The 25,450-nt window shown below is 30.8% G+C and carries 24 protein-coding genes and 1 pseudogene; 8 read left to right on the top strand and 17 right to left on the bottom strand.

Annotation, left to right across the window (positions count from 1 at the left end; translation table 11 throughout):
• Window positions 1-328 precede the first annotated feature (328 nt).
• Window positions 329-1,711, top strand: a complete 1,383-nt coding sequence (locus tag D4Z93_RS06125) for a radical SAM/SPASM domain-containing protein (protein WP_119971340.1) — start codon at window positions 329-331, stop codon at window positions 1,709-1,711.
• A 46-nt stretch (window positions 1,712-1,757) separates the two neighbouring features.
• On the opposite strand, the gene D4Z93_RS06120 is transcribed toward D4Z93_RS06125, so the two are convergent.
• Window positions 1,758-2,522: an SDR family NAD(P)-dependent oxidoreductase gene (locus D4Z93_RS06120; RefSeq protein ID WP_119971338.1), complete on the bottom strand. Its 765-nt coding sequence runs from the start codon at window positions 2,520-2,522 to the stop codon at window positions 1,758-1,760.
• A 111-nt stretch (window positions 2,523-2,633) separates the two neighbouring features.
• Complete coding sequence (locus tag D4Z93_RS06115; RefSeq protein ID WP_119971335.1) at window positions 2,634-3,944, bottom strand: Nramp family divalent metal transporter; 1,311 nt, start codon at window positions 3,942-3,944, stop codon at window positions 2,634-2,636.
• 190 nt (window positions 3,945-4,134) lie between these two features.
• On the opposite strand from D4Z93_RS06115, the gene mntR reads away from it, so the two are divergent.
• From mntR to D4Z93_RS06100, 3 genes are all read left to right on the top strand, one after another.
• A complete protein-coding gene (gene mntR, locus D4Z93_RS06110) occupies window positions 4,135-4,620 on the top strand; it encodes a transcriptional regulator MntR (protein WP_119971333.1) in 486 nt (161 codons plus the stop codon).
• A gap of 86 nt (window positions 4,621-4,706) precedes the next feature.
• Window positions 4,707-5,198, top strand: a complete 492-nt coding sequence (locus D4Z93_RS06105) for a spore coat protein (protein WP_119971331.1) — start codon at window positions 4,707-4,709, stop codon at window positions 5,196-5,198.
• A gap of 169 nt (window positions 5,199-5,367) precedes the next feature.
• Window positions 5,368-5,730 (top strand): NifB/NifX family molybdenum-iron cluster-binding protein, encoded by a 363-nt coding sequence (locus D4Z93_RS06100; protein WP_119971328.1) that lies wholly within the window; start codon window positions 5,368-5,370, stop codon window positions 5,728-5,730.
• A gap of 257 nt (window positions 5,731-5,987) precedes the next feature.
• Here the strand turns inward: D4Z93_RS06100 and D4Z93_RS06095 are convergent, their stop codons facing one another.
• Window positions 5,988-6,884, bottom strand: a complete 897-nt coding sequence (locus D4Z93_RS06095) for a LysR family transcriptional regulator (RefSeq protein WP_119971325.1) — start codon at window positions 6,882-6,884, stop codon at window positions 5,988-5,990.
• A 108-nt stretch (window positions 6,885-6,992) separates the two neighbouring features.
• Between D4Z93_RS06095 and D4Z93_RS06090 the strand changes: the two genes are divergently transcribed.
• From D4Z93_RS06090 to D4Z93_RS06080, 3 genes and pseudogenes are all read left to right on the top strand, one after another.
• Entirely contained in the window at window positions 6,993-7,988 is a 996-nt protein-coding gene (locus D4Z93_RS06090; RefSeq protein WP_119971323.1) for a YeiH family protein, read from the top strand.
• Window positions 7,989-8,451: 463 nt separating this feature from the next.
• Entirely contained in the window at window positions 8,452-9,381 is a 930-nt protein-coding gene (locus D4Z93_RS06085; RefSeq protein WP_119971320.1) for a LysR family transcriptional regulator, read from the top strand.
• Between the two features lie 19 nt (window positions 9,382-9,400).
• Window positions 9,401-10,254 (top strand): annotated as a pseudogene (locus D4Z93_RS06080) (uroporphyrinogen decarboxylase/cobalamine-independent methonine synthase family protein).
• A gap of 26 nt (window positions 10,255-10,280) precedes the next feature.
• Here the strand turns inward: D4Z93_RS06080 and D4Z93_RS06075 are convergent.
• From D4Z93_RS06075 to hisE, 5 genes are all read right to left on the bottom strand, one after another.
• Window positions 10,281-12,227 (bottom strand): elongation factor G, encoded by a 1,947-nt coding sequence (locus D4Z93_RS06075; RefSeq protein WP_119971318.1) that lies wholly within the window; start codon window positions 12,225-12,227, stop codon window positions 10,281-10,283.
• A 33-nt stretch (window positions 12,228-12,260) separates the two neighbouring features.
• Entirely contained in the window at window positions 12,261-13,232 is a 972-nt protein-coding gene (locus tag D4Z93_RS06070; RefSeq protein WP_119971315.1) for a 2-hydroxyacid dehydrogenase, read from the bottom strand.
• Between the two features lie 27 nt (window positions 13,233-13,259).
• On the bottom strand, window positions 13,260-13,955 hold the full coding sequence (locus tag D4Z93_RS06065; protein WP_119971312.1) for an SDR family oxidoreductase: 696 nt from the start codon (window positions 13,953-13,955) through the stop codon (window positions 13,260-13,262).
• Window positions 13,956-13,988: 33 nt separating this feature from the next.
• Window positions 13,989-15,785: a MutS-related protein gene (locus D4Z93_RS06060; protein WP_119971309.1), complete on the bottom strand. Its 1,797-nt coding sequence runs from the start codon at window positions 15,783-15,785 to the stop codon at window positions 13,989-13,991.
• Between the two features lie 1,298 nt (window positions 15,786-17,083).
• Window positions 17,084-17,419 (bottom strand): phosphoribosyl-ATP diphosphatase, encoded by a 336-nt coding sequence (hisE, locus tag D4Z93_RS06055; RefSeq protein ID WP_119971306.1) that lies wholly within the window; start codon window positions 17,417-17,419, stop codon window positions 17,084-17,086.
• A gap of 191 nt (window positions 17,420-17,610) precedes the next feature.
• On the opposite strand from hisE, the gene D4Z93_RS13200 reads away from it, so the two are divergent.
• Complete coding sequence (locus tag D4Z93_RS13200) at window positions 17,611-17,787, top strand: hypothetical protein (RefSeq protein WP_162920260.1); 177 nt, start codon at window positions 17,611-17,613, stop codon at window positions 17,785-17,787.
• Between the two features lie 17 nt (window positions 17,788-17,804).
• Here D4Z93_RS13200 and hisI read toward each other — a convergent pair whose 3' ends face one another.
• Genes hisI through hisZ form a run of 9 tightly spaced genes read right to left on the bottom strand, consistent with a single transcriptional unit; the run spans window position 17,805 to window position 25,184 of the window.
• A complete protein-coding gene (gene hisI / locus D4Z93_RS06050) occupies window positions 17,805-18,140 on the bottom strand; it encodes a phosphoribosyl-AMP cyclohydrolase (RefSeq protein WP_119971303.1) in 336 nt (111 codons plus the stop codon).
• A gap of 21 nt (window positions 18,141-18,161) precedes the next feature.
• The gene (gene hisF / locus D4Z93_RS06045; protein ID WP_119971301.1) at window positions 18,162-18,923 is read right to left on the bottom strand and encodes an imidazole glycerol phosphate synthase subunit HisF; all 762 of its coding nucleotides are present in this window, start codon (window positions 18,921-18,923) and stop codon (window positions 18,162-18,164) included.
• A 3-nt stretch (window positions 18,924-18,926) separates the two neighbouring features.
• On the bottom strand, window positions 18,927-19,643 hold the full coding sequence (gene hisA, locus D4Z93_RS06040; protein ID WP_119971298.1) for a 1-(5-phosphoribosyl)-5-[(5-phosphoribosylamino)methylideneamino]imidazole-4-carboxamide isomerase: 717 nt from the start codon (window positions 19,641-19,643) through the stop codon (window positions 18,927-18,929).
• 22 nt (window positions 19,644-19,665) lie between these two features.
• Window positions 19,666-20,274: an imidazole glycerol phosphate synthase subunit HisH gene (gene hisH, locus D4Z93_RS06035; protein ID WP_119971295.1), complete on the bottom strand. Its 609-nt coding sequence runs from the start codon at window positions 20,272-20,274 to the stop codon at window positions 19,666-19,668.
• 35 nt (window positions 20,275-20,309) lie between these two features.
• Complete coding sequence (gene hisB / locus D4Z93_RS06030) at window positions 20,310-20,894, bottom strand: imidazoleglycerol-phosphate dehydratase HisB (RefSeq protein WP_119971292.1); 585 nt, start codon at window positions 20,892-20,894, stop codon at window positions 20,310-20,312.
• A 21-nt stretch (window positions 20,895-20,915) separates the two neighbouring features.
• The gene (gene hisC / locus D4Z93_RS06025; protein WP_119971289.1) at window positions 20,916-21,974 is read right to left on the bottom strand and encodes a histidinol-phosphate transaminase; all 1,059 of its coding nucleotides are present in this window, start codon (window positions 21,972-21,974) and stop codon (window positions 20,916-20,918) included.
• Window positions 21,975-21,996: 22 nt separating this feature from the next.
• On the bottom strand, window positions 21,997-23,289 hold the full coding sequence (gene hisD / locus D4Z93_RS06020) for a histidinol dehydrogenase (protein WP_423243044.1): 1,293 nt from the start codon (window positions 23,287-23,289) through the stop codon (window positions 21,997-21,999).
• A 28-nt stretch (window positions 23,290-23,317) separates the two neighbouring features.
• Entirely contained in the window at window positions 23,318-23,980 is a 663-nt protein-coding gene (hisG, locus tag D4Z93_RS06015) for an ATP phosphoribosyltransferase (protein ID WP_119971286.1), read from the bottom strand.
• Between the two features lie 25 nt (window positions 23,981-24,005).
• Entirely contained in the window at window positions 24,006-25,184 is a 1,179-nt protein-coding gene (gene hisZ, locus D4Z93_RS06010; RefSeq protein ID WP_119971283.1) for an ATP phosphoribosyltransferase regulatory subunit, read from the bottom strand.
• Between the last annotated feature and the right edge of the window lie 266 nt (window positions 25,185-25,450).

Here is a 25,450-nt window from a genome sequence, read left to right as displayed (position 1 = left end):
TCACTAACTTATATCCATTTCAGTATATAATTAGAATTAATCAAATTTTATACCCTCTTAAATTATACTCTCAAGAACAGTTTTAAACTTGAACTCTCTTATTTACAATAACTATTACATAGTTATACAAAATAGTTTTATATTTAAAATGCTTATAAAAAAATCCATATTTTTAATATCATGTAAAATATAAGGATTTACTTATCTGATACATAGGTATAGAATAGATAAAAACTGTTTATAATATATAACAAATTGTTCAAGAGTTATTTTGAAAGAAAGTGGTATAATAATTTTATAATCAATTTACTTAAGGGGGGTATTATGTATGAGTATAAAAAACTCTTTAGAAAAATCTACTAAACAAGTCATTGTAAGTAAAATTATTGATTATCTTGACAAGAATCCAGGTGAAAATGCGAATAAAATATTTTCGGCTATAAAATTACTAACTAAAAATAAATCATCGCTATCCCAAATTGAATTTGTTGAGAATTACTATAACAATGATGCAGCAAAACATAAATTCATACAGGATATTTTGGAAAATACAGATCCTAAATGTTTAAAAAAATTCTTTACAAATTTCTTCTCAAATGCAATCTGGTATGCCAGTCCTAAAAGGCAGGAATATATGGATAATGAAGACACAAAAATACCATTCGTAATGCTTTTGAGTCCATCTATGAGGTGCCCACTCCACTGTAAAGGATGTTACGCCTCAAGCTTCAGTAAGGAAGATGATATACCACCAGAAGAGGTCGATAGAATTATAGGGGAAGCTAGAGATCTAGGAATTTATTATATTATCATACTGGGTGGTGAACCTTTCTTTAATGATTATCTACTAGATATATATAAAAAATATGATGATATAATGTTTACTCCTTTTACTAGCGGACTCCTAATAAATGAAGAAATTGCAGATAAACTTAAAGAATGCGGCAATGTTATACCTATGCTCTCAGTTGAAGGCTTTGAGGATGACACAGACTCTCGTAGGGGAAAGGGAACGTATAAAAAAGTTATGAAAGCTATGGAACTGCTTCATGATAGAGGAATACTGTTTGGAGTATCCTCAGCAGTTACAAGAACCAATATAAATACAGTTCTCAGCGATGAATTCACAGATATGTTAATCGAAAAAGGTTCAAAAATGAGTTGGTATTTTCTGTTCATGCCAGTTAATGGCGATGATGAAGATTTTAAAATGATGCTTACAGCCGAGCAAAGAGATTACCTTGGAAAGAGATGTAGGGAAATACGGGCAGCTAAGCCATATTTCACTTTGGACTTCTTTAATGATGCACCATATGTTGGTGGATGTATAGCAGGTAAATATTATTTTCATATTAATTCGCATGAAGATGTTGAGCCATGCATATTCTCACATTTTTCTACGATGAATTTAAAAGGAAACCATTTGATTGATGCCTTTAGAAATCCATTTTTCAAAAAGCTTAGATCAATGCAACCTTATAACAAAAATATGTTAAGACCATGCATGATGATAGATAATACTAATGTCATAATAAATGTATGTAAAGAAGTAGGTGCAAAACCTGATGACTTAGGTGCAGAGAAAATGCTCCACGATGAGGAATTTCATAAAAAAATAACGAAATCAGCTCTAGAGTTCGCACCATATGCTGAAAAAACTTGGGAAGAAACCTTCGGGAAAAAAGGTAATGATAATTTTGCTAAAGGATAATTTTCCACTTTAAATCCAAAATTATATTTTATAATATTGACATAAATTAGTTCATTAACTTTTTTTGGTATATACCGACTACTTTATAGACTAAGTTACCCGGAATTTTGGTTAAAATTTTATTTATAATTCCGGGTATTATAATTCTCTTATTTTTTAGTAATCCAAAATATGCGATTCTTGCAACTTTATCTGGTGACATTCCTATTTTATTATCACGTTTACCAGCTCTCTTTGAAAAATTTGTTCTTGTAGCACCAGGACAAAGTACTGAAACCATAACATTATACGGTTTCAGTTCCTCTGAAATTGCCATTGAAAATGATAAAACATATGCCTTTGTTGCATAATAAACTGCTGTAAAAGGCCCCGGAGAAAATGATCCAGTTGATGCAACATTTAATATCTTACCTTTTTTTAATTTTACCATATCTTTTGAGAATAATTTTGTAAGTTCCGTTAATGTAACTATATTAAGTCTTAAAATTTCTTTGTCACTTTTTAATGATTTTTTATGAAATGATCCAACATATCCTATTCCAGCATTATTTATAAGTATATCCACATTCTTACCAATTTTAGTTACACTCTCATACACTTTTTCAGCTGCATTATTTTCTAATAAGTCCTGCTGCAATACGTATACCTTTATATTGTACTTATCCATTAACTCACAAGCTAGTTCATTTAATTTAATAATATTTCTAGCGATCAAAATAAGATTATATCCATTCTGTGCAAATATTTTTGCAAGTTCACAACCAATACCACTTGATGCACCAGTTATCAGTACTGTTTCAAATTTATTCATAAAACACCATCCCAAAAATCATTATTCATTCTATTAATCTATTTTGTTCAAATATCTTTACAATATTACCCTAAATTACTCTAAAAAAATTATATCATATATTTATATATTTTAAGCAAGGCCCGTAAATGTAAAATATATAAGAATAGTATTCAAAATTATTATTACCGATGCTATAAAAATACCCATTAACCTTATAACACGTTTATTTACTAGAGCACCCATTAAATCTTCACGTTTAGATATAATTAACATCTGAATTATCGGAAATGGCAAAATAAAACTTAAAACAACCTGACTTAGCACAAGAGCGTACATTGGATTAAGCCCAAATGAAATAATAATTAGAGCTGGTATCATAGTTATTAATCTTCTTAAATTTACGGGTATACTTAAATTCACAAAACCCTTCATTATAGTTTGACCTGCCAAAGTACCAACTGCAGAAGATGAAAGCCCAGCCGCAAGAAGCGCTACACCAAATATACCACTGGATAACGGTCCTATTAATGGCTGTAATGATTTATGAGCCTGCTGTATAGAATCTACAATTATACCATTCTTATAGAATACAGCCGCAGATACGACAACCATTGCAGCATTTACAATAAAGGCTATATTCATTGCTATAGCAATATCTATCTTTTCCATTTTTAAATGTTTTAACTTGCCGGCATCAGATGAATCTGTGCATCTGTTTTGAACAAGTTCAGAATGAAGATATATTACATGTGGCATAACTGTTGCCCCAAGCATTCCAACAGCAATTAATACAGCCTCACCATTAGGAAGTGATGGTATTATCGTATGAATTCCAACTTGAATCCAATCAGGTTTGGCCAAAAATATTTCTATTATATAAGCAACGGAAATTATTGCTACAAGAGCTGATATTATGATTTCAATCACTTTTTGTCCATACTTCTCCATACAACATATTATAAAAGTTATAACTCCTGTTAATAAACCCGCATATATCATAGGTATATGGAACAATAAATACATTCCAAGAGTTCCGCCTAAAAATTCTGCCAAATCTGTTGCCATAGCTGCTATTTCAGCAACAATCCAAAATATCCAATTAAGAGCTTTGGGAAATACCTTTGAACACATGTAAGGAAGATTATGCCCCGTAGCAATCCCTATTTTTGCAGACATAGTCTGCAAAAATACGGCCATAATATTACTCCACAAAATGACCCATATTAATGTATAATTGAACTTAGAACCTCCGCTTATATTTGTCGCAAAATTACCAGGATCAATATATGCAACACTTACAACAAATGCAGGTCCTAAAAATTTTGTAAATTCCCGTACTTTATTTTTTCCAATATTCCTATTTCTAATTATGTTATTCTTTATAGAAATATCTCCTGATTCACTGAATACAGAATTAATTAAATTCTTTTCATTCCGCATAAAAGTAGTACACCTTCTTTTTTAATATATGTTAACTAAAATAGTTATTATAAGTTAATCTTGTTAGCCAAGGCTAATTTTTATAATATAGACTATGTAATTTTCATATAAAGTGTTACTTTAAAGTAATCTTTTTAGCTCTTTATACATATAATCTATTAAATATTTCAACTCAAAGCAGGTGAATATTATGACGAAAAATACTTTTTACACCTTCAATGAATATATGAAAAAAGAAGATAACCATCTTACTGCTTCTATGGAAGATTATGTTGAAATGATATATAGATTGTCATTAAAAACAGGCTTTACAAGAATTCATGAACTTTCAAATGCACTTAACGTGCAACCTCCATCAGCAACAAAGATGGTACAAAAACTCGCAGAACTAAATCTTTTACAATATAAAAAATATGGTATCCTGACGCTTGAGGAAAAAGGTAAACTTATCGGATTTGAATTATTAAAACGTCACAACATGATTGAAGAATTTTTAAAAATACTTGACATTTCTGAAACAAATATATTAGAAGAAACGGAAAAAATTGAACATACGATAAGTAAAGAAACCATGAATTGTTTTAACGATTTTCTTGAATTTATAAAAATCAATCCCGAAATAGCAGATAAATTCAAAGATTATAGAAAAAATTTAAAAAATCAACATATTAGCTAATCATATTTTTAGAGACACTCCAATTCTGGCAGACATGAGTATAAAATAATAATATTAACACAAAATAGAATTGGAGGTGTATTATTATGAATATAAATTTATCAGAAAAAGAAAGAATGTTATTAGAGGATCAAAAAAATCATGAGGAGATCTGTATAGAAAAATACTCCAATTATGCAAACCAGGCAAGTGATCCTCAGCTCAAACAAATATTTAATCAAAACGGTCAGGAGGAAAAAAATCATCTCAATACTATAAACCAATTATTAAGCGGCACAATTCCTCAAATGAATCAGCAACAGGGTCAACAACAAAATCAGCAGCAAAACCAACAACAGCAAAATCAAAATTTGTCTTCAAGCACAAATCAAGCAAGTGGATGTAACTGCGAAAAAGATATGTGCACAGATCTACTTATGACAGAAAAATATGTTTCTGGAGCTTATGATACCTCGATTTTTGAATTCAAAGATCCTCAGGCACGCAATGTATTAAACCATATACAAAAAGAAGAACAACAGCATGGAGAAAAGATATTTAATTATATGCAAAATAATGGTATGTATAATGTTAAATAATATTAGCATATATACATAAAAAAAGCCGTGTTAGTAATTCTAAAATAGCTAACACGGCCTTTTTATATTTAAAATTAATATTTTTATTGACATATGCCATTTATAAGATTATTATAATACATAAGAGGCATATGCCAATAACCAATAATTAGGAGAGAAGGTATTTTATATGAAAATTGCACTACCATCACACGGAAATCAAATTGATGATCATTTTGGACACTGTGAATATTTTACCGTTTTTACAGTTAATATGGATACTAAACAAATAACCAATCGTGAGATCGTACCATCACCAGAAGGCTGCGGCTGTAAATCAAATATAGCTAGTGTACTTAAAGATATGGGAGTTACACTTATGCTTGCAGGTAATATGGGGGAAGGTGCTGTAAAAGTACTGAAAAATTCTGAAATTGATGTTTTGCGTGGATGCTCTGGAGATGTAAAGGATACAGCTATAAAATGGATCAATGGTTCTCTTGTAGATTCAGGTGACTGCTGTCATGAACACGAACATGGCTGCCAGCATTAATAAACTACAATATTAAAAGGTTTGTTTACACATAAGGATATGTTACTAGAATAAAAGTATTTATAGTTCTTAAAAATCTTAGTGGATTTTATATGTTTGAACAAAGTGAGTTTATAAAATCCGCTTAGATTTTTATGAACACAAGCTTAGACTTACTAGAAATTTTTTACGTGACGTATTTTGGAAATTCCGGCCGGAGCATAAGTCAAGCTTTCATTTATAAACCCTATAACATATCCCGGATCGTAAATTAATTTTTAGTACAAACCATCCTCTATTTTATAAGTTTTAATACACAAATTTATGAAACTTCTCATAGCATCCGTTAAATATTTATTTTTATGGCATATTATTTTAAATTGCCTTTTAAAACTAATTCCTTTAATAGGTACCTTACATATAATACCTGCTTTAGATTCATTTATTACTGAATTTTTTGAGATAACAGAAATCCCAAGTCCCTCTGCAACTGCAATTTTGATTGTATCAGTATTATTACATATCCATGCAGCCTGCCATTTTAATTTATTCTCTGTCATCTTATCTTCAAACGTCTTACGAGTTCCACTTCCTTTTTCACGAATAATAAACTTTTCTTTTTCAAGTTCATAAGGTTCAACATAAGAAAGTTTTGCAAATCTATGATTAGGATCACATATAAGAACCAATTCATCATTCATAAATGGTCTATTTATAATATCAGGATTTGTTGTTTCTCCTTCAACAAGTGCCATATCGATTTCATCGTGAAGGAGCATTTTTTCAATTGTTTCAGTATTTTCTTCATATACTCTTATATCAGTTTCAGGATCTGTCTTTTGAAAGTTTGAGACAAGTTTAGGCAGAACATAAGCCCCAACAGTAACACTCGCGCCAATGCGAATAGAACCTTTTTTACATAAAGCTTTTATATTATTTTCCAATTCTGAATTTAATTTAATAATGTATCTAGCATAACTCAACAATTTTTTCCCGGCCTGAGTCAGGTAAAGTTTTCTTGATAAACGTTCAAAAAGTCGTACTCCATAATGATCTTCAAGTTCGGAAATTGCCTGACTAACTGCTGATTGAGATATAAAAAGTACTTCAGCAGCCTTAGTCATATTCATTTTATCACATACAACAACAAATATATTGAAATGCCTTAAAGTCATAATATCCTCCCTATATATTAGTATATACTTATTATTATAATAATATAATAATATTTTACTTACATAACATCAAGGTGTATTATAAAAAACGGACAGGAGGAAGATATTATGAAAACAATAATTAATAAATTTCCAGGAATTTTATTTGCACTAATTATAGCAGTACCGGCATGGATAATTGGGAATATTTTTCCAATCATAGGAAGTCCCGTACTCGGAATTTTGTTCGGTATGATCTTAGCATTTTTTAATAGACCAAGCTATCTTGATGAAGGTATAACCTATACATCAAAAAAATTACTTCAATATTCAATTATACTTATAGGTTTTGGAATGAATCTTTTTAATGTTTTTAAAGTAGGTAAACAAACAATTATTTTAATGATTTTTACTTTATCCGCAGCATTTATCACTGCTTATCTTGTTAGCAAATTATTAAAAATAAATAGTAAAACAGCAACCTTGATTGGAGTCGGGTCTTCAATATGTGGTGGTTCAGCTATTGCAGCAGCAGCTCCAGTAATTAACGCAACTGACAGTGAAGTTGCTCATTCCATATCCACCATATTTCTTTTTAATGCCATCGCAGCCTTTTTATTTCCGTTTCTTGGTCACATATTTAATATGAGCAATCAATGTTTCGGCCTCTGGAGTGGTACTGCAGTTAATGATACTTCATCCGTAGTTGCTGCCGGTTATTCCTACAGTAATGCAGCAGGTAATCTTGCAGTTATAGTAAAACTCACAAGAACTTTAGCAATAGTTCCTGTAACCCTTGTACTTGCTATTTATACTTCGAGAAAAAAAGCCAAGGACAAGCATATGTCATACAACATATCTAAGATATTCCCATGGTTTGTATTAGGATTTGTAGCTGCATCAATAATTAATACTTTCCTGCCAATACCGACTTCAGTATCTAAATTTTTATCGGAGGCTGGAAAATTCGTAATAGTAATGTCCATGGTATCAGTTGGCCTTAATACCAATATTATACAGCTCATAAAAAATGGCACAAGACCAATTATATTAGGTTTTTCATGTTGGATCGTCCTTGCACTTACCTCTCTTGGCGTACAGCATTTTATAATGGGAATCTTTTAAAATTATAATTAACCGTTACTATAGGTTTATAATTAAATAATTTACATAAAAACACTATTGAGTTATATTATAAATATAGGGGCTTTAAATGAAAGCTTAAGTTATACTCCAGCTGACATTTCCAAAATTCGTCACCTAAAAAATTTCTAGTAAGTCTAAGTTCGTATTTATAAAAATCTAAGCAGATTTTATAAACTCGCAGGCTCAAACATATAAAACCCACTAAGATTTTCAAAAATACTTCACTAATACTTACTAAAAAATTTTTTAATGTGCCTACATTTTGGAAATGTCAGCTTACGTATAACTTAAACTTGGAATTACAAACCCTATATATAAAAAAACAAAGTTACAACTGATATATTTCTTGCTAGTGATACTACCAGAAAAACAGCTTTGAACTCCATAAAACAAGAATTTAATATTAAAGGATAAATTATTAAATTTTAAGGAGGAGTACATTTTGACACTACAACAATTAAAATATGCAATTGAAATTGCAAATTGTGGTTCAATAAATGAAGCAGCAAAAAAACTTTTTATATCTCAACCCAGTCTTTCAAACGCTATAAAAGAACTTGAAGGTGAACTCGGAATAATAATATTTGATAGAACTAACCGTGGAATTAGTATTTCTCTAGACGGTGTGGAGTTTCTAGGATACGCACGGCAAATTATAGAACAAACTGAGTTAATAGAAAATCGATATCATGGAGTAGAATTAAAACCGATTCACTTTTCTATTTCAACGCAGCATTATACTTTTGCAGTAAATGCCTTTATAAAATTAATAAATAAAGTTGATCTTACACAATATGAATTTAGTTTGAAGGAAACAAAAACATATAATATTATTCAAGATGTTAGAACATTACATAGTGATATTGGAATTTTATATATTAATGAAACTAATTCAAAAATTATGAATAGCTTATTTAGCTATAACAATTTAAAATTTACTCCACTTTTTAATACAAATCCATATATTTTTATTAATAAGGATCATCCTCTTGCACATAAAAAAAGTGTTACTATTGAAGATGTGAAAGAATTCCCATATATAACATTTGAACAAGGAAATAATGACTCTTCTAATTTTTCAGAGGAGATATTAAATCTTTCAAAAATATCAAAAAGTATTCACGTGAATGATAGAGCAACTATGACTAATCTACTAGTTACAACAAACAGTTATACAATTGGAACAGGAATCATAGTTTCCGGATTAAATGGGAATAAAATTAAATCTATACCTATTGAAAGTGAAAGTATATCGACAATTGGATGGATTACCCATAAGGATATCAAAATGAGTAAAATAGCCCTATGTTATATAAATATTTTAAATGATATTATTTCAACTAGTTATGATTTGAATTATTGTCTACTTTAATATTTAAATGGAGGTTAATATGATTAACAAGGTTTTAAACACAACAAAACACAGGCCACCTTTTCATTATGATATTGTAGGAAGTTTTCTTCGCAGCAGTGAAATTAAAAAAGCTCGATTGGATTTTCAAAATAATAAAATAACAGCTAACCAACTTGAAGCTATCGAAAATATAGAGATTAAAAAATTAGTGGAAAAAGAACAAGAAATCGGGCTCAAGATAGTTACTGATGGAGAATTTAGGCGTTCATGGTGGCATTTAGATTTTTTCCTTGGTATAAAAGGAACTCAAAAGATCAACTTAAATAATGATATGAACCTAAAAATCTCCAATTTGACGATTGCACCTGGGGTATGTTTTGTGATAAAAATTATTGGGAAAACCGACAAAATGAAGGTACAAATATAAAGGACATTGCAAATTTATATTTGAAAGTAAATAATAAAGCTCTTGAAGATCATCCAAAGGATATGATTATTACAACCCATGTATGTCGTGGAAATTACAGTTCAAGATGGGCTTCATCCGGTGGTTATGCTCCAATAGCTGAGATATTGTTTGAGAAAGAAAATGTAGATGCATTTTATTTGGAATATGATACAGATCGCGCTGGTGATTTTTCACCTTTAAGGTTCATAAAAGATAAACAGGTAGTTTTAGGTCTTGTAAGTTCCAAAACAGGTGAATTAGAAAAAAAAGATATTATTATAAAACGTATTAAAGAGGCTACTCAATACATTGATATCAATCAAATTTGTCTAAGTCCGCAATGCGGTTTTGCATCCACAGAAGAAGGAAATATTTTAACAGAAGAACAGCAATGGAATAAACTTCGCCTTATAAAAGAAATTTCAGGCAAAATTTGGAAATAACTTAATATATAATATTATATAGCATTTTATTTTAAACAATGCATATACTCTTTTGCCTTATCCCATGGAACCAAGAAGCCTTGTCCTTTAGAACAAAATACAGATGCAGATGTGTATTCAATATCTGCATTTTTGTTATACCCTACTTTTTCTATAACCTTTTCTTCATTGTGACATATATCGTATCCGTCAAACTGAAAATTAATTTTTCCCCTGCCATTTGTTGAAGTTATAAACTCCAAATTATAATTCATAAATTCAGATACAGGTCCACGCCCTTTTATAAATACTTTACCATCATGTATATCTGGATTTCTAAAACTTCCATTTAATTTCTGTATATCCGATATTATTTTTCCCATATACTCTGTATCTGCTGATATTTTAAATCGATAATATGGTTCTAAAACAATATTTTCTGACATTTCCAGTCCCTGTCTTAATGCCCTCAAAGTAGCCTCTCTAAAATCTCCACCACAGGTATGCTTGATATGAGCTCTGCCTGTAATAAGCGTTATTTTTAAATCTGTTAGAGGAGAGCCCGTTAAAATACCTCTATGTTTTCTTTCATATATATGGGTACGGATGAGATTTTGAGTGCCAATTTCAAGATTCTCGGTACTGCATTCACTATTAAATACAATTCCACTACCTCTTTCTCCAGGTTCCAATTTTAAATGAACCTCAGCATAATGCCTCAATGGCTCAAAGTGACCATACCCCATACTGCCCTTAAGAATTGTTTCCTTATATAAAATTTTACAAGATCCAAACTCGACCTCTAAATTAAACCTCTCAAGCACAATCTGTTTTAAAATTTCCAGTTGAACTACACCCATAATATGAACTTGTATTTCCTTAGCCTTTTCATTCCAGCTTACATTTAGACCTGGATCTTCATCTTCTAAAATCTTAAAATAGCTTAAAACCTCTCGTGCATTTAATTTTTCATCAATTATGACTTTAGTTTTTAAGGTTGGAGCCAAACTGTAGTCTATATCTTCATTCAAATTTCCAACACCATTTCCTATTTTTGAGGATGATAGACCACATACCGCAAATAATTCTCCTGCAGAGATACTTTCTGTAGTTTTAAACTTGTCGCCATTATATATTCTTATCTCATTTACCTTATTTAAATTTTTCCCAATACGCATTTCTTGTTTTACATTAAGCATTCCACTTAATGCTTTTATATAAGTAATTTTATTCATGTTTTCGTCATGCCTAATCTTATACACTATTCCACTAAAGGGAAGATCATTTTTATATTCAGTAAATGTCAAACTATCAAGTTTTTCTATAAATGTATCTATTCCAATATCTTTTAACGCAGAGCCACTGAAACATGGAAATAGTTTATTTTGCTTAATAAGATTTTGCACATATTTAAGCCACAGTTCTTTGTCATATCCGTTTTCCAAATACATTTCTATGAGATTTTCATCTTTTTCCGCTATAAATTCAATAAGATCTGTATCCATACTTCCATCTTTAAAGGAAGAATCGTCCATAAGATATATATCATCTGTTAAATTTAATCTTATCTCATCTAAAACAGAAGAAACATCCGCAGTTTTTATATCAATCTTGTTTATAAAGATAAAAGTAGGAATTTTATTCTTTCTTAAAAGTTCCCATATAACCTCAGTCTGACTTTGTATACCATGAGTTCCACTTATTATAAGAATCGCATAATCCACAATATTTATTGATCGTTCCATTTCCATAGAAAAATCCATATGTCCTGGTGTATCTACTAGATAATAAGTTGAAGAATTATATTCAAAAACTCCTTGTTCAGAAAATACAGTAATTCCTCTCTCCATCTCTACATTATGCATATCTAAAAACGCGTCTTTATGATCAACTCTTCCGAGATTTTTAATACTTTTTGTGTGATACAGTATTTGTTCGGCAAATGTTGTCTTACCTGCATCCACATGTGCAAATATCCCAATCGTTTTATTCATAGTGATTACTCCTAAATTCAATGATTAAAATAACTAATCTTTAAGTTCAGTAACTATATTTTGAGGCTTTTTCCCTAAAAGTACCTGAACTAAATTCTTTGATGCAACCTTTGCCATATCTAATCGCGTTCTATATGTAGCAGAACCAATATGAGGCACTGTTACTACATTATCCATTTTTAATAGATGGCTGTCTTTCTCTATTGGTTCATTCGTAAACACATCAAGTCCTGCCGCAAATATTTTTCCACACGTAAGTGCATCTATTAATGCAGCCTCATCAACAGTTTTTCCCCGCGAAGCATTTATAAATATACTTGTTTTTTTCATCAAATTAAACTCATTATAACTTATCATATGTTCAGTTTCCTTTGTAAGCGGAGTCATTAACACTATGTAATCAGACTTCCTTAAAAGTTCATCTAATTCAACATATTTCGCCCCCAATTTATTTTCAATTTTTGTTTTTTTGTGTCTATTATGATAGATTATATCCATATCAAATCCAAATTTTGCTCTTTTGGCAACCTTTTCTCCTATTCTTCCCATTCCTATGATTCCAATTACAGAATGATGTACATCTATACCAAATAAATTTTCATTGTCTCCTTTGTTCCATTTTCCCTGTTTTACATATCTATCTAACTCTGCAATTCTTCTTGCAGATGACAAAATTAATCCAAATATCAAATCCGCAACGGTATCATCTAAAACATATGGGGTATTGGTACCAAGTACACCCCTTTTCTTCATTTCCTTCAAATCAAAATTATTATATCCAACTGATATATTGCTTACTACCTTGAGATTAGGGGCATGTGATAATAATTCACTATCTATCTTTGTTCCGCTTGTTAAAAGCCCTTCTGCATCCCTTAATTCATCAAAAAGTACATCCTTAGGAATGTCATCATCAGAATCCCACATCTTACAATCGCAATTCTCTGATACATAATCAAATACTTCTCTTGGAACTGGCTTTGCTATAAATACTTTCGGGTTTATTCATTACTTCTCCCACCTAACTGCAGATTATTTTTTTCTTGTTATCATATGCCTTTGAGGTCTTATCGTCATATCTGTTACAATTATACCTTCTTTTTGGCTTAAAATATTTTGAACTGCATCACCTATACATTCTGGCATTATGTAACTATCATCTGCATCACCTTCTCTAAAATTACACTTATCATAAAAATGTGTTTTAACTATATCTGGATGTATAGTTACAATCTTAACACCATACTTTCTGCTTTCTTCAAACAAACTTTCCGAAAAATGTGTAATTCCTGCTTTAGATGCAGCATATGCACACCCATATGTACTCCACTTTTTAGCTGTTATGGATGATATATTTATTATATACCCTCTATTCTTTTTCAAATCCCTTAAAAGTAAATTTGTAAGTATCATCGGGACCTCCAAATTAACCTCCACCATCTCTTTTATTTTATACGGATTTAATTCTTCATGAGGACCAAAATACCCAATTCCTGCACTATTAACAAGAATGTATATTTCTTCCTCCTTTTTTATTGACTTTATATTATCTATAAGTTTATGTGTTTCTCTCAAATCGCAGCAAATTCTTATAAAGTTATCCATTTCAGAATCGACTCTAGAAAAATCTCTTCCGAAACCATAAACTTTATACCCTATATTCAAAAGTCTTTTGCTTATTTCAAAACCTATCCCGGAGGATGCTCCTGTCACAATTGCAGCTTTCATAAAATTCACCTTTTTTCTTTTAATGTTTTTATGTTATTCGATATCTATACCAGCTAGCTTAATCAAATATAAGGCATTTCTTGTAGTCGATACCCCATCTCTTAGTTTATAGTCAAATTTTAATTTATTATCTATGTAGTATTCCTGAAAATGATAATTTTTTATTCTGGAATACTCCTGTTCCAAATTAGACAGCTCCAAATCATGGGTGGAAATAAGTCCTGAAGCCCCTTGCCTGCCTAACTGTTTTATAAGTGCTTTTGCTCCTTCATGTCTGTCAATAGAATTAGTGCCTTTAAACAATTCATCTAATAGGAAAAATATTTTTTTATTTTCCCTTACACCTTGAGTAATTTTCTTTATTCTTAATATTTCAGCATAAAAAGAAGATATATTATTTTCTAAGTTATCACTTATTCTCATACAAGTAAAAATTTCCATTAAAGAACATTCAAACTCTCTTGCACACACAGGGGCACCAATATAACTTAACACCAAATTTATACCTACAGTTCTTAAAAATGTACTTTTTCCAGACATATTTGATCCCGTTATAAGTAAGATACTTCTATCCTTATTAATCACAACATCATTGCATACTCTCTCATCTCCTAAAAGAGGATGCCCTAATTCTTTTCCCCTTAATATTAGCTTTTTATCTGCAACTGACGGCATAACCCACTCTGGATTGTCATATACGATGTTTGAAATACTATTAAGTGCCTCAAACTCACCTATTACATCAAACCAGATTTTTAAATCATTCCCACATTTAATCCTCCATTTTTCAAATTCTATCACACATCTATAATCCCATAATAGTAATATATTGATTATTATAAAGAATGCATTCTGTCTATCTGCAATTCCTCTATATATATCTGATAATTTCTTAATTGATGTTACAGCATCTTGATCTCCTGTAAGCTTATTTTTTAATTGTTTTAAATAATCACTTTTAAAGTCCCTGCCCTCAATTAATTTTAACAATTTAAGGTATAAAGTTATATTATCTTTGTACTTGCAAACGCTATTAAGCACATAATTCCTTTTCTTTGATCCAATAAACAGCACCATCATCTGTAAAAGTATCATAATCCATGGAAGTTTAAAATCTAAATATGGAGTAAAACAAGCAAGTAAAATAAATATAATTGTTACACACGGCAATAACCTTGCAGTAAAAATAAATCCTGGCTTATTATATTCTCCATTTCTGTCATTGCCCCATTTATAAAGTTCTTCAGGATCGGTACTTAAATCCTTAATAACCATACCATAAGCTTCAAATTGCTGTCTCCATTCTACGTTTTCAGCCAATTCTTTAACTGACTCTTGGGTAAATCCAACATCATCATATGTCTTGAGTGGATGAGTAAGCCTTTCCCTAAGTGCTCTTCTTCCCATAAATGTTTTACTGCTGTTTATCCATTGAAACAATGAAGATTTACCAAATATATCTAAGTCATCAGAATAATTATGTTCCTTATCTTTAAATTCACTTCCATCATCCTCAAAGTATTTCCATTCTCCATTTAATCTTTTTAGTGATCTTTCGTTTATTTCTTTTAATGCAACTAAATTGTTTCTTCTGCAAACCTCTTTGTTGTGTTCAATAATCAAATAAACAAAGACAGCAGCTGAAATAATAAAAACACCTGCACTTATAATATAGCTCTTAATAATAAAAGTATAAATTGTAATCACTAATCCAATTAGAAAAGTAATCAATCTGAAATATGCTGTAACTTTTATTGATTTATTTTGTTTTTCAATCAAGCTACTGTAATTTTTAAGTCTATTATAATATTCATCATACCTAGTATCCACCTTATTCCTCCTAAGCATTTAATTTAATACATAATCTTAAGATACCTTTATACAACTAAATTTTCAAGTAAATTCGGCATTAAAAATCAGATATTGCATATATTGCGTATTAAGCATTGATCATAAATATATGGTTATATGCTTAATAAGTGAGATATCACTTTCAAGGTTTCTAGGGCGATTAGCCCTTGTAATTTATACTATAATTACAATTTTAAACATATATTGAAGTAATTAAAAAAATCTGAATAAGATCATATTTTAAATGATATCCGGGACTTTAAGGTTTTTCACAGCACTTCGTCAAAATTTATAGAAAAAGTTTTAAATGTGTCTTCAGCCTTACAGTACTCCACTACGTAAAAATTTTACTTATGTTTGCAATAAATTGTTTAATGCGATATTCTATATTTTTAATTGATTTGGAATTTTATGAATGGTAATCCTCCGAATAATATAATCCCGGAGGGATATTTTAAACTTATGGGAGTTACAAAAAATAGCATATCTATTTTCATAACAGATTTAAATTTAAATGTGAGTTTTACTATATACCCGGGAAGTTAATATCCTAATAATTAAATTAGTACAGTCATTACTATAACTTAAAGAAGGAAGACTGTAAGCCTTCAAACCCGTTAGGGTGCTCTGTTCTTCTTGTGAAGGGCAGGTTATTTTAATTTTAGATATATTTAATCTTTTACCGGGAAAAATTTCGTTATTTATTATAACTTCTGTAATTTTGAAATATCCCTCCGGGATTAATGTTATATATACAAGGACTACGTCCGTAAAACCTTTATAAAGAGAATACAATCATGGAGATTATAATGTAAGTTGACAAATACTATTGCAAGAAAATGAGTGAGATTATATATGATTTATATTTAAATGGAGTAGAGGACTTTTAAATCAATATGGCTATCGCCATAAACCCTTAAAGGCGAAATTATTTTATTGAGCATTTGATTTATAATTTATAAGGACAAACTTAACTCATACGCAGAGGTATACTTAGAAACTGAAGGCACATCTAAAAAGTTTTTTACATCTCTTGGCGAAGTCTTTTAGAAAAATTTTAGTAGATTATATATGTTTGAGCAAAGCGAGTTTATATAATCTGCTTAAATTTCTAAAAGACAAGCTTAGAGATGTTAAAACTTTTTTAGGGTGCCGAAGTTTGTGAGTATACCTCTGCGTGTGAGTTAAGTTTGTCCTTATGTGCTATAATCTTACAACAATGCTTAATACGCAATATATGCAATTTATGAATCAGATGCCTTAAAATACTAATCTTTTTAATCCACTCCATCAGCTCTTTTACCCATGACTTTTTTATTTAAAGTTTTTTGTCTTCTCTTTTCAAGCTCCTTTACTATATCATCTAATGTAACTTTCTGATGAACCATTAGAACTAAGAGATGATATAATAGATCACTTATTTCGTATATCTCCTCCTGCTTATTTAAATTTTTACTGGCTATTATAACTTCAGAGGACTCTTCTCCGATCTTCTTTAATATCTTATCCAATCCTTCTTTAAATAGATAACTCGTGTATGAACCCTCAACAGGATTGTCCCTTCTGCTTTCTATAATTTTATAAAGATCTCTCACAACATTATTCAAATCCATTTATAACTCTCCTCCCAAAATATATGTTCCAAATTTACAAAGTTAGTCTACAAATTTAACTTCTATATAGAGTTTGTAATTCCAAGCTTAAGTTATACGTAAGCTGACACTTCCAAAATGTAGGCACATTAAAAAATTTTTTAGTAAGTATTAGTGAAGTATTTTTGAAAATCTAAGCAGATTTTATATGTTTGAGCCTGCGAGTTTATAAAATCTGCTTAGATTTTTATAAATACGAACTTAGACTTACTAGAAATTTTTTAGGTGACGAATTTTGGAAGTGGCAGCTGGAGCATAACTTAAGCATAGAATTACTAAAAGCATTTATAATACCGGATTTTGGCGGCATCTCCCGGAGGATGGATTAACCTTTCATTTATAAACCCTACAGTATATCTCGATAAAAGCAGCTTCTATTGCCTGTATGACATGCTGCTCCAACTTGATCTACTTTTATAAGAAGTGTATCACCGTCGCAATCCAAACTTATACTCTTTACATACTGGTAATGTTTTGAAGTTTCACCTTTATTCCAATACTCACTTCTTGATCTGCTCCAAAACCATGTCGTCCCGCTCTGCAGAGTTCTCTTTAAAGATTCTTCATTCATATAAGCAAGCATTAAAACCTCACCATTTTTATAATCCTGAATCACTGCAGGAATAAGGCCGCCTTTAAAATTTACTGATTTTAAATTTTGAGTATTTATACTATCATTCATTTTATTCTCCTCTTTAGAAACTTAGATTCTAACCTCCACATTTTTATCCTTCAAATACTGCTTTACTTCGGTTATGCTGAGTTCCCTGTAGTGAAAAAGAGAAGCTGCAAGTGCTGCATCGGCACCTGTTTTAGAAAACACATCATAAAAATGCCTTAAATTTCCACAGCCCCCAGATGCTATAATAGGGATGTTTACTGACCTGGATATTATATCTGTAAGTGGTATATCATACCCATTTTTAGTTCCGTCTGTATCCATACTTGTTAAAAGTATTTCTCCTGCGCCCAGAACTTCTACTTTTTTAGCCCACTCTACTGCATCAAGTCCGGTATCGATCCTGCCGCCGTCTATAACTACATTCCATCCTGTTTTATCATCTCTCATCCTGGCATCTACAGCAACAACTACACATTGACTCCCAAATTTATCTGCAGCCCTTCTTATGAAATCCGGGTCGCGGACCGCCGCCGAATTTACAGATATTTTATCAGCACCAGCTCTTAGAATATTTTTAAAATCATCTAAAGTTCTTATACCTCCTCCGACAGTTAATGGTATAAATACCTCTTCCGCTGTCCTCCTAACTACATCTATCATAGTTTCCCTTTTATCACTTGTTGCGGTAATATCTAAAAATACTATTTCGTCCGCGCCTTCCTTATTATAAGCCTTTGCTATTTCTACAGGATCTCCCACATCCTTTAAATTCACAAAATTAACTCCTTTTACTACTCTTCCGCCTTCTACATCCAAACATGGTATTATTCTCTTAGTAAGCACAAATCAATTCCTCCCAACTTCTATTGCATCTTGAATAGAGACAGCACCTGAATAAATTGCCTTTCCTATTATAACTCCATAAACTCCAGTATTCTTCAAGTTTTTTACATCTTCTATATTACTGACTCCACCTGACGCAATTATATTGCAGGAAACGCTTGAACTAATTTCAGAAAGCTGCATTAAATTAGCACCTTTTAAAGTTCCATCTCTGCCTATATCCGTGAATATTATAGTTTTCACACCAACATCTTCAATTTTCTTTGCAAAATCTATATAATCAGTTTTACTTATATTAACCCACCCATCCACAGCTACTCTTCCATCTTTAGCATCTATTCCGACAGCTATTTTTTCTCCATACTTTTTCACTGCCTCTTCTAGCATATTAAAATCATTTAGAGCAGCTGTTCCAAGTATAACTCTTGATATTTTATTTTTTATTAAATTATTTATAGTCTCAATATTTCTTATACCCCCGCCAACTTCTACAGGAAGGCCAGTTTCATTTATTACCCTTATAACTTGAGACAAATTATACATTTTACCACGAACAGCACCATCCAAATCAACCATATGTATAAATTCAGCTCCAGCAGCTTTAAATTCTAAAGCCGCCTTTACAGCGTCTCTTGCAACCACCTGTGCCGATGACATTTTACCTTGATAAAGTCTAACACAATTTCCTTCTTTTAAATCAATCGCTGGAATTATAATCAATTAAAAAACCCCCTTATAACTATTAGAGTCTAGTTAATTTTGAAAAATTCTTAAGTATATGCATACCAATATCACCACTCTTCTCTGGATGGAATTGAACTCCAAACAAATTTCTTCTGCTCACAACAGCTGGTATTTCTATTCCATAATTTGAAACTGCATTCAGATCCTCGGTATTCTCTACCTCGGCATAAAATGAATGTACAAAATAAACATAACTTTCTTCAGTGACACCATCTAAAATTTCACATGTCTTTTTTATATTTATACTATTCCATCCCATATGTGGTATCTTTACATCTGCATATATTCTTTTTATTCTGCCTTTTAGAAGTTGTAATCCTCTGCTCTCTCTTATTTCTTCTCCAAGGCTAAATAGAAGCTGCATTCCAAGGCATATCCCAAGTGCTGGTTTACCTGACTTAACAACCTCTTTAAATATTTTATCCAATCCCTTTCTGCTTAGATTTTCCACCGCATCTGGAAAGGCACCCACTCCAGGAAGTATAATTCCATCTGCGTTTATGATGTCAGATGAATCAGATGTTATAATTGCCTCTTCTCCTATATATTGAAGTGATTTTTGCACACTTCTTAAATTTCCCATTCCATAATCTATTATTGCAATCATAAAATCACTCTCCAATAACTTTTATTTGAAATAACTTAAAGGGTACCTTTTGTAGACATTATTCCTTCTATTTTCTCATCCAATTCTGCCGCCTCTCTTAAAGCCTTTCCAAAAGCTTTAAACATTGCTTCTATAATGTGATGAGAATTTTTTCCATAAAGTTCCTTTACGTGAAGTGTAATTCCTGCGTTAAAGGCCACTGCTCTAAAAAATTCTTCAACCATCCCTGTATCCATCTCTCCAACTCTTTCTTCATCAAATTTTGCATCAAAAACAATATACGGTCTTCCGCTTATGTCCATTGACACCATACAAAGTACCTCATCCATCGGTAGAAATACTGTACTATACCTTCTTATTTTTTCTTTGTCACCAAGAGCCTCATGAATACACTTTCCGATAACTATACCTATATCCTCAATTGTATGATGTGAATCCACATATAAATCACCCTTTGCAGCCACCTTCATATTTATGAGTCCATGCCTTGACATAAGGCTTAACATGTGATCAAAAAAACCTATGCCAGTATCTATATCATATTTCCCACTTCCATCAAGTTCAATTTTTACATTTATATCTGTTTCATTAGTTTTACGTGATATTGAAGCTTCTCTCATTATTATCACCTCAACTTCCATCTACTTTATAAATTTTTTTAAGCACTCAATCGTCAATTCATTTTCTTTTCTGCTGCCAACGGTTATTCTTATAAAATTGCTTAATCTTGCATCATTTAAATAATTTCTGACTGATATACCGTTTTGTAAGAGTCCTTCATACACCTGTTTCGAATTTTTAAGTCTCATTATGACAAAGTTAGAGTGTGTACCATAAACTTCTAATCCATCTATAGTTTTTAATTCATCAAATAAAAATTTTCTTTCCTGTAATATCTTTTCTGTATACTCTCTTATATAGCCAGTATTTTCTAGTATAACTTCACCAATAGCTTGAGTTACTGAATTCACATTAAAAGGCGGTTTAACCTTTTTTATTTCCTGAAGCAGCCTATAATTTGTTATTAAAAATCCCAGCCTTATAGCAGCCATAGCCACAGCTTTAGAACATGTTCTAAGCACTATGAGATTTTCATAATTATTTATCTCATCAATTACTGAATTACCATAAAATTCAATATATGCCTCGTCAATTACAACTATAGAATTACATTTGTCCACTATTTTTAATATATTCTCTCTTTTTATTACTGTTGCAACTGGATTATTGGGATTTGATAAAAAAAGTACTTTTACATCTTCTTTATTTACAGAATCTATAATTCCATCAACATCTAGAGAAAAATCTTCATTCAACTCAAATACCTTTGCTCTTCCTCCCGCTAATTTTGCATAATTTTTATACATTGAAAAATCGGGATTCACACACATTATGCTTTCACCTCTGTCTACAAATGTAGAAACTATTATCTGTATCAATTCATCTGAACCATTACCAGCCATTACATTTTTAGCATCCGCCCCTGCATAATCAGCATAAAGCCTGCACACTTTTCTTGAAGCAGGATCAGGATATCTATTAAAGTTAAGTGTCATAATTTTTTTGACTATTTTATTTAATATATCTTCTTTTATGTTCATAGAATTTTCATTGGCATCAAGTTTTACATCACATTTTACCTCTAAAGCATCATACGGCTTAAAGCTCTTAAGGTTTTTTCTAGTTAATTTTTCTATCATTTTAACACTCCCCTAATAATATTTACTTTAGTCTAACCTTTACCGAATTTGCATGTGCTGTAAGTCCTTCTATATCGGCAAATTTAATAATATCGTTTCCTACTTTACTGAAACTTTTCCTCGTATAATATGTGAAACTTGATTTTTTTATAAAATCATCTACAGATAAAGGCGAGAAAAATCTCGCTGTCCCGCTTGTTGGAAGAACGTGATTAGGTCCTGCTATATAGTCACCAAGAGGTTCCGGAGCAAAATTTCCCATAAATATTGATCCTGCATTTTTTATGCTCTCAAGAATGGAAAACGGTTCTCTTACACACAGTTCTAAATGTTCAGGAGCTATGATGTTACTTAATCTAATTCCGTTTTCAATATTATCTGTAACTATAATTAATCCATAATTTTTAAGTGATTCTAGAATTATATTCTTTCTACTTAAAGTTTTAACCTGTCTTTGTAATTCAATCGTAACTTTCTCTGACAATTCTTCTGAATCGGTTATTAAAATTGCTGATGCCAGTTTATCGTGTTCTGCTTGTGACATCAAGTCAGCAGCTATATACTTTGGATTTGCACTCCCGTCGGCTAATATCAATATCTCACTTGGCCCTGCAATCATATCTATACCAACATATCCAAATACACTCTTTTTAGCTTCAGCAACAAAAACATTTCCAGGTCCAACTACCTTATCCACCTTATCAATAATATCCGTTCCAAATGCGAGTGCACCAACTGCTTGTGCACCTCCAATCTTATATATCTTGCTAACTCCAGCTATATCAGCTGCCACAAGTATGTTTGAATTTATACTTCCGTCTTTTAATGGAGGTGTCACCATTACTATATCTTTAACCCCTGCTATTTTTGCTGGTATTACATTCATTAAAACTGATGAAGGATATGCAGCTGTACCACCCGGTACATATACTCCTACTCTCTCAAGTGCCATAACTTTTTGTCCAAGTATAACTCCATTCTCTTTTGTAACAATCCATGAATTCCTTTTTTGCTTTTCATGAAAGAACATTATATTTTCAGCAGCACGCCTCAATACATCTAAAAATTTCTTATCTACAGTCTTATAGGCATTCTCTATCTCTTCTCTACTTACACATATATTTTCCTTACTTATATTTTGACTATCAAATTTATTCGTATATTTTATTAAAGCATCATCACCATAATTTTTTATATCACTTAATATTTTATCTACTGATTTGCAAACTTCATCTTGCATAACCTTTCCTCTATCTCTAAAACTTTTTAAATAGTCCTCTGCAGTTTTTGTTTTACTATATATGGTATTTATAATTTCTTCCTTCACAAAATACACCTCCAGTTTAAATAGATAATTTTTCTCTCAATTCAACTTGCTTTTTTATATAATTTATTATTTTTTCTATCTCTCCCTTTTTCATCTTCATACTTGCCACATTAACAACCATTCGTGCACTTATATCACATATATTTTCATACACTAAAAGGCCATTCTCTTTAAGTGTATTCCCTGTTTCAACTATATCTACTATTGCATCTGATAAACCTAATATAGGTGCCAATTCAACAGACCCTTCTATCTTTATAATTTCAACATCTGTGCCAAGCTTTCTAAAATACTCCCTCGCAACATTAGGATATTTAGTAGCTATTTTTTTTCTATTATACCCGTGATAAAATTTATTCTTGTCTTTAGGCCCCGCAACAACAAATTTGCATGCTCCAAATTTTAGATCCAGTACCTCATAAAATTCTCTACTCTGCTCAAGCAACGTATCTTTTCCAACTATACCAATATCAACAACACCATATTCAACATATGTGAGTACATCAGGTGCTTTAACAAGTACAAACTCTATATTATGATCATTATCTTCAAATATAAGCTTTCTACCCTTATTTATAATCTGTCTACAATCTATTCCACAGGATTGAAGCAGTTTAACAGCTTCTTTTTCAATCCTTCCTTTTGTCAAAGCTATCTTGACAGTTTTAGAATTATCCATAATAAAAATTTCTCCTGACATTTATTTATAAATTTATAATTCTCATATTCTTTCTACCAGCATAATCTACAGCATCATCTTTACTGTCAAAAGGACTTATTTCAGCTATCATTCCTTTGATTCTAAGCTCTAATGCCTTTTTATATGCTTCTTCAAATAAACTATCATCATAACATATAAGAACTTTAGGTTTCTCATTCTCACACATACGACAATCATCTCCAAGTGCAGCTATTATACTATCGACATCTATTGCAAAACCAGTCGCAGGCTGATCATCACCAAATTGAGCTATTAGCTTGTCATATCTTCCCCCGGTTAATATATTTCCACCAACTCCATGTGTATATCCCCTGAAAATTATACCCGTATAATAATTAAGATCCTGAACCATTCCAAGATCTATCGACAAATAAGAATCAAGGCCTATGCTTTTTATTATTGTATATACCTTTCTTATACTTTCTAACGCATTTTGCGCCCTTACATTATCCGATATGATTTTTTCGGCCCTGTCAAGTATTTCTATACCCCCAAATAATCCTGGCATTTCATTTAATACATGCAATATTCTATTGTCAATATTACCTCTTTCACTTTTCATCAATTCTGATAGAGCCGTAAAGCTTTTACTCTCAATACATTTTCTAAGTTTTTCTCTTTTTTCGTCATTAAGATTTGTCTTTTCAATCAATGCTTTAAAAAATTCAGCATGACCTAGTTCTATTTTGAAATCTGTGAGTCCACAATTTATAAGAGATCTAATTCCATTCACTATAGCCTGAGCATCCGCATTTAAATTACTAATTCCTATTATCTCAATTCCAGATTGTATTATTTCATTATTTTTTCCATATAAACTTTCATTAACCCTATATATAGTTGAGGTATAACATAATTTAAGCGGATGAGGTGCTTCTTTAAGTTTAGTTGCTGCTATCCGTGCTATCGGTATTGTCATATCAGGTTTAAGCACCAATATTCTTCCTTGATTATCAAACAATTTATACATTTTTTCCTGAGGCAATGTTGTATTTTCTATATTAAATACATCATAAAATTCTAGTGTAGGGGATTTAACTTCTATAAATCCATTCTCCATGTAAGTCTTCCTTAATATGTTTTCTACATACATTCTTTTACTGTATTCATCAAATAAAATATCCTTTGTCCCTTCCGGTATATATTTTCTCAAATTACTCATCAATCTCACTTCCCCATTTTATTGCGTTATTAATTTACTACGATAAAGTGATAAATTAATATAATTATTGTAACAGCTTCCATAAGAAATTGCAATATATAAATATATTTTTTATTATAATTTTCTATTTACTTAATTACTAAAATAACTTGTTATAAATATAACCTTTACTACAAATATCTTTAAAATACTATATAAAACTATGTGTGAATAAATAATTTATTTCATATTCATATATTATTATAATCATTTAAGTTTAAATAATT

This window comes from Clostridium fermenticellae (assembly GCF_003600355.1).
Taxonomy (GTDB): Bacteria; Bacillota; Clostridia; order Clostridiales; family Clostridiaceae; genus Clostridium_AV; species Clostridium_AV fermenticellae.
This window is presented reverse-complemented; position numbering and strand designations above follow the sequence as displayed.